Annotated in this window: 7 protein-coding genes; all 7 read left to right on the top strand. The window is 65.2% G+C overall.

Annotated elements, in window-relative coordinates; all coding sequences use genetic code 11:
- Positions 1 to 82: 82 nt before the first annotated feature.
- The 7 genes from ACILQR_RS15270 to uppS all read left to right on the top strand — a co-directional run bounded on the left by ACILQR_RS15270 (position 83) and on the right by uppS (position 5,385).
- Entirely contained in the window at positions 83 to 346 is a 264-nt protein-coding gene (locus ACILQR_RS15270) for a DUF3297 family protein (RefSeq protein WP_395652240.1), read from the top strand.
- A 75-nt stretch (positions 347 to 421) separates the two neighbouring features.
- The gene (locus tag ACILQR_RS15275; RefSeq protein ID WP_395652241.1) at positions 422 to 1,018 is read left to right on the top strand and encodes a DUF4142 domain-containing protein; all 597 of its coding nucleotides are present in this window, start codon (positions 422 to 424) and stop codon (positions 1,016 to 1,018) included.
- Positions 1,019 to 1,234: 216 nt separating this feature from the next.
- Positions 1,235 to 2,119, top strand: coding sequence for a 30S ribosomal protein S2 (gene rpsB, locus ACILQR_RS15280; protein WP_395652242.1), 885 nt, complete (start codon positions 1,235 to 1,237; stop codon positions 2,117 to 2,119).
- A gap of 127 nt (positions 2,120 to 2,246) precedes the next feature.
- Complete coding sequence (tsf, locus tag ACILQR_RS15285; protein WP_395652243.1) at positions 2,247 to 3,191, top strand: translation elongation factor Ts; 945 nt, start codon at positions 2,247 to 2,249, stop codon at positions 3,189 to 3,191.
- Positions 3,192 to 3,286: 95 nt separating this feature from the next.
- Entirely contained in the window at positions 3,287 to 4,012 is a 726-nt protein-coding gene (gene pyrH / locus ACILQR_RS15290) for a UMP kinase (RefSeq protein ID WP_271144393.1), read from the top strand.
- 27 nt (positions 4,013 to 4,039) lie between these two features.
- Positions 4,040 to 4,597: a ribosome recycling factor gene (gene frr, locus ACILQR_RS15295; protein WP_395652244.1), complete on the top strand. Its 558-nt coding sequence runs from the start codon at positions 4,040 to 4,042 to the stop codon at positions 4,595 to 4,597.
- A gap of 29 nt (positions 4,598 to 4,626) precedes the next feature.
- On the top strand, positions 4,627 to 5,385 hold the full coding sequence (gene uppS / locus ACILQR_RS15300) for a polyprenyl diphosphate synthase (protein ID WP_395652245.1): 759 nt from the start codon (positions 4,627 to 4,629) through the stop codon (positions 5,383 to 5,385).
- The last annotated feature ends 156 nt before the right edge of the window (positions 5,386 to 5,541 follow it).

Below are 5,541 nucleotides of genomic sequence, written 5' to 3' on the forward strand. Positions count from 1 at the left end.
AGTCGGTTCAGTAAGTCCGGTTGGCAGGGCGGGCGAGGGGGGCTATGGAGCCGCTCCTCACGTTTCGCCCGCAAGGCCCACCATGTCCGACACGCCCCCCGACCGCCTCTCGGTCAATCCAAACAGCCCCCACCACGACGCCGACCTTCTGGCGCGCGGCGTCGGCATCCGCTTCAAGGGCGAAGAAAAGACCAACGTCGAGGAATACTGCGTCTCCGAAGGCTGGGTCCGCCTCGCCGTCGGCAAGGCCGTCGATCGCAAGGGCAACCCGCTGACCGTCAAGCTGCAAGGCCCGGTCGAGCCCTATTTCCAGCACACCGAAACGACCGAAGGCCAAGCGTCCTAGACGCCTCGGTCCGGTTCCCGACACAGGAACAAACACGTTCTCTTCCGGTTCAAACGGAACTCAGGGAGAGACAAAATGATCAAGATCATCCTAGCCGGGGCGGCCTGTGCTGCGCTTCTGGCAGCCTGCAACTCGGAAACCGCCAACGACGCCGCCGACGGAACCGGCGATGCCGTCAATGCGACCCAGGACGCGGCGTCCGGCGTTGTCGGCCAGACTTCGGCTGCCACGATCGGCGCCAACACCGTCGCGGGTTTCGTCCCCGCCATGGCCATGTCGGACATGTACGAACTCGAAGCGGCCAAGATCGCTACCGCCAAATCGTCTAACGCCAAGGTCAAGGAACTGGCGGGCATGATCACGACCGATCACACCGCCTCGACCGCCAGGCTCAAGTCGATCGCCCCTGCCGAAGCGCCGGGCGTAGCCCTGCCGACCACGCTCGATGAGCGCCGCCAGGGCCTGCTCGACAATCTCAACGCTGCCTCGACCGCCGACTTCGACCGCGTCTGGCTGACCCAGCAGGTCACCGCCCACAACGAAGCCCTGACCCTGCTCAACGGCTTCAAGGACCACACCGAAACCCCGGGTCTCGCCGGTCTGGCTGCCGAGGTGATCCCCAAGGTCACAATGCACCGCGACGAGAGCCAGAAAGCGCTCGACGCGATGTAGGCCTGCGACGCTAAGCCAGCTTAAAGAGGGCGGTCCAAGTAGGGGTCGCCCTTTGTCGTTCCAGCTTGCCTTCCGAGCCTAACCAGCCTATAGGCCCGCCCACTTCACACGCAGGCGTGGCGTGATCCGGGGAGACATCCCGGACGCTCCGTTCCGAGGGATCATCTGATCCTTTCACCGTCTGCGGCGGAATAATCGGAAAAAGGACTTCCAATCATGGCTCTGCCAGACTTCTCCATGCGCACCCTGCTCGAAGCAGGCGCCCACTTCGGCCACCAGACGCACCGCTGGAACCCGAAGATGGACCGCTACATCTTCGGCTCGCGCTCCAACATCCACATCATCGACCTGTCGCAGACGATGCCGCTGTTCCACCAGGCTCTGGTGGCCGTGCGTGACGTCGCCGCCAAGGGCGGTCGCGTCCTGTTCGTCGGCACCAAGCGCCAGGCATCGGATCCCGTCGCCGAGGCCGCCAAGCGCTGCGCCCAGTACTATGTGAACCACCGCTGGCTCGGCGGCACCCTGACCAACTGGCGCACCGTGTCGGGCTCGATCGCCCGCCTGCGCGAGCTGGAAGGCATCCTGGAGCGCGGCGGCGAAGGCCGGGTCAAGAAGGAACTGGTCAACCTGAACCGCGAGAAGGACAAGCTTGAACTGTCCCTCGGCGGCATCAAGGACATGGGCTCGATCCCCGACATCATGTTCGTGATCGACACCAACAAGGAAGCGATCGCGATCCTTGAGGCCCGCAAGCTGAACATCCCGGTCATCGCCATCCTGGACACCAACTCGGATCCGGACGGCATCACCTATCCGGTCCCCGGCAACGACGACGCCGCGCGCGCCATCCAGACCTATTGCGACCTGATCGCCGACGCCGTCCTGGACGGCCTGGCCGCCGGTGCCTCCAACTCGGGCATCGACCTGGGCGCTTCGGAGAACCCGGTCGAGCCGATGCTGGCCGAGGCTGCCGCCCCGGTCGCCGCTGACGTCGCCCCCGCCGGCACCGAAGCCGTCGCCGAGGAAATGCTGGCCGCTTCGGGCGAAGAGATGCCTGCTGAAGAGCCGGCTGCCGTCGAAACCGAAGAGACCACGGCCTAAGTCTGATGCTTTCCCACCCATCCCGGCCGACGCCGGGGTGGGTGGGTCACAGGCTCACCGTCAAACTGACATAAGGCCGGGATAACACCCCGGCCATTCCCGCATTGAAGACCTCAGGAGACCAGAAATGGCCGAGATCACCGCCGCCCTCGTCATGGAACTTCGCGCCAAGTCCGGCGTCGGCATGATGGACTGCAAGAAGGCGCTTCAGGAAACCGACGGCGACATCAACGCCGCGATCGACTGGCTGCGTGCCAAGGGCCTGTCCAAGGCCGCCAAGAAGGCCGACCGCGTCGCCGCCGAGGGCCTCGTGGCCGTCGCCAGCCGTGAAGACGGCAAGGGCGAAATCGGCGCGGCCATCGAGTTCAACTCCGAAACCGACTTTGTCGCGCGCAACGACCTGTTCCAGAATGCCGCCAAGTCCTTCGCCGAGAAGGGCCTGGAGCACCACAGCGTCGAAGCCCTGCATGGCGCAGAGCTGGAGAACGGCAAGACCGTCCAGGACGAAGTGACCCAGATGATCGCCACCATCGGCGAGAACATGCAACTGCGCCGCGCCGCCCGCCTGTCGGTCTCGGAAGGCGTCGTCGCCTCTTACGTCCACAATGCCGTGTCGCCGGGCCTCGGCCGCATCGGCGTTCTGGTTGCCCTGGAAGGTGAGGGCGACAAGGCCGCCCTGCGCGAGCTGGGCCGCAAGATCGCCATGCATGTCGCGGCGACCGCGCCCCTGTCGCTGAACACCGACGACCTGGACCCCGCTGCCATCGAGAAAGAACGCGCTGTCCTGACCGAAAAGGCCAAGGAAGAAGGCAAGCCGGAAAACATGATCGCCAAGATCGTGGAAGGCCAGATCAACAAGTTCCAGAAGGACGTCGTGCTGACCAAACAGCCCTTCGTCATGAACCCCGACGTGACCATCGAACAGCTGGTCAAGGATTCGGCCAAGGAACTCGGCTCGTCCAACCTGCACCTGGCCGGCTTCGTACGCCTGGCCCTGGGTGAAGGCGTCGAGAAGGTCGAAGGCCCCGACTTCGCCGCCGAGGTCGCCTCGATGATGGCCCCGCAAGCGTAACCACACTTAGTTCGTGACTATCGGGGCGCGTTCGGCTTTGAAGCCGGACGCGCCCTTTCTATGATCCGCCTCCGATTCCGCGTAACGAGAACTCCATGACCGACGCCCCGAAATACAAACGCGTCCTGCTCAAGGTCTCGGGCGAGGTCCTGATGGGCGAGCAGGGCTATGGCATCGACATGAAGACCGTCGACGGCGTCGCCGCCGCCGTGAAGCGGGTCGTCGAGTCGGGCACCGAGGTCTGTCTGGTCATCGGCGGGGGCAACATCTTCCGCGGCCTGTCCAAGGCGGCCGCCGACATGGAGCGGGCCAGCGCCGACTATATGGGCATGCTGGCCACCGTCATGAACGCCCTGGCCATGCAGAACGCGCTGGAAAAGATCGGGGTCTATACCCGGGTCCAGAGCGCCATCCCCATGGCCGCCATCGCCGAACCCTACATCCGCCGCCGCGCCGTCCGGCACCTTGAAAAAGGCCGCGTGGTCATCTTCGCCGCGGGCACCGGCAATCCCTATTTCACGACCGACACCGCCGCCGCCCTGCGCGCCGCCGAGATGAACTGCGACGCCCTGTTGAAGGGCACCTCGGTCGACGGCGTCTATTCGGCCGATCCCAAGAAGGACAAGTCGGCGACCCGCTACGACCACCTGACCTATCAGGACGTCCTGACCCAGAATCTCAAGGTCATGGACGCCGCCGCCATCGCCCTGATGCGGGAATCAAAGATCCCGATCGTGGTCTTCTCGATCCGCGAGGAGGATTCCCTGCGCAAGGTCCTGAACGGACAGGGCACCTTCACCGTCATCAGCGACGACGCGTAAAACGATCAGAGACGACAGGAGACACGCATGGCCAAGCCCGATCTGAAGATCTACCGCGAGAAGATGGACAAGGCGGTCGCCTCCCTGAAGGAGGAATACTCCGGCCTGCGGACCGGTCGCGCCAACGCCGGCCTGCTGGATCCGGTCCAGGTCCAGGCCTATGGCTCCAACTCGCCGCTGAACGCCGTCGCCGCCATCAGCGTGCCCGAGCCTCGCATGATCTCGGTCAGCGTCTGGGACAAGACGATGGTCGGCCCGGTCGAGAAGGCGATTCGCGCCGCCGGCCTGGGCCTGAACCCGATCGTGGACGGTCAGACCTTGCGTATTCCGGTGCCCCCCCTGACCGAAGAGCGCCGCAAGGACCTCGCCAAACTGGCAGGAAAATACGCCGAGCAGCAGAAGATTTCGGTCCGCAACGTCCGTCGCGATGCCAACGATGACCTGAAGAAGGCTGAAAAGGCAGGCGAAATCAGCCAGGACGAGCAGAAGAAGATGGAGACGGAGGTCCAGAAGGACACCGACGCGGCCATCAAGCGCATAGACGAGACCTTGAGAACCAAGGAAGTTGAGATCATGCAGGTCTGAGTTGCGGACCTCGGCGAGACAGGATTGAAATGACGGCTCAAATCGCCGATCTGCCCGGATCGCCAGACGGTCCCCGGCACGTGGCGCTGATCATGGACGGCAACGGTCGCTGGGCGCAGGCTCGCGGCCTGCCGCGTGCCGTGGGCCATCGAGAGGGCGTCCAGGCGTTGAAGCGCACCGTCCAGGCCGCGCCGTCGCTCGGCATCCAGTGCCTGACCGTCTTCGGCTTCTCGACCGAGAACTGGCGTCGTCCGGCCGAGGAGGTCTCGGACCTGATGGGTCTGGTCCGCTCCTATGTGGCCAGCGACCTGAACCGGCTGGACCGCGAGGGTGTCCGCGTCCGCGTTCTCGGCCGTCGCACCGGCCTGCCGACCGACATCGCCAAGATCATCGAGCGGGCCGAGGCCCAGACCGCCCACAACACCCGCTTCATGCTCCAGGTGGCCTTCAACTACGGCGGCCGCGCCGACATCGTCGATGCCGCCCAGCGTCACATCGATCGCGTGCTGAAGGGCGAGGCGACCGGGCCGCTCGACGAGGAAACCCTGGGCCTGGGCCTGTCCACAGTGGACGGCCCGCCCGTCGATCTGATCGTCCGGACCTCGGGCGAGCAGAGGCTATCGAACTTCCTTCTCTGGGAAGCCGCCTATGCCGAGATGGTGTTCCAGGACGTGCTCTGGCCCGACTACGGTCTCGCGGGCCTGACCGACGCCGTCGAACAGTACCGCAATCGCGACCGTCGCTTCGGCGGCCTTGCGACGGCCCAGCCTGCGCTCGCGACCGGCTGATGGCGCTCAAGGTCGGCGACATCGGCCTCAGAGCCGCGTCGGCCTTCGTGCTGGCTCCCGCTGCGGTCCTGGCGACCTGGGCCGGCGGCTTGTGGTTCCTGGCCCTGATCCTGCTAGCCTGTGGCCTCCTGGCGGTCGAATGGGGCCGGATGAGCG

It is taken from the genome of Brevundimonas sp. (assembly GCF_044239655.1).
GTDB lineage: Bacteria > Pseudomonadota > Alphaproteobacteria > Caulobacterales > Caulobacteraceae > Brevundimonas.

Bases quoted from the DNA above. Each gene is read 5' to 3' on its own strand.
- ACILQR_RS15270 (WP_395652240.1), top strand. From the start codon at position 83: ATGTCCGACACGCCCCCCGACCGCCTCTCGGTCAATCCAAACAGCCCC.
- ACILQR_RS15275 (WP_395652241.1), top strand. From the start codon at position 422: ATGATCAAGATCATCCTAGCCGGGGCGGCCTGTGCTGCGCTTCTGGCA.
- rpsB (WP_395652242.1), top strand. From the start codon at position 1,235: ATGGCTCTGCCAGACTTCTCCATGCGCACCCTGCTCGAAGCAGGCGCC.
- tsf (WP_395652243.1), top strand. From the start codon at position 2,247: ATGGCCGAGATCACCGCCGCCCTCGTCATGGAACTTCGCGCCAAGTCC.
- pyrH (WP_271144393.1), top strand. From the start codon at position 3,287: ATGACCGACGCCCCGAAATACAAACGCGTCCTGCTCAAGGTCTCGGGC.
- frr (WP_395652244.1), top strand. From the start codon at position 4,040: ATGGCCAAGCCCGATCTGAAGATCTACCGCGAGAAGATGGACAAGGCG.
- uppS (WP_395652245.1), top strand. From the start codon at position 4,627: ATGACGGCTCAAATCGCCGATCTGCCCGGATCGCCAGACGGTCCCCGG.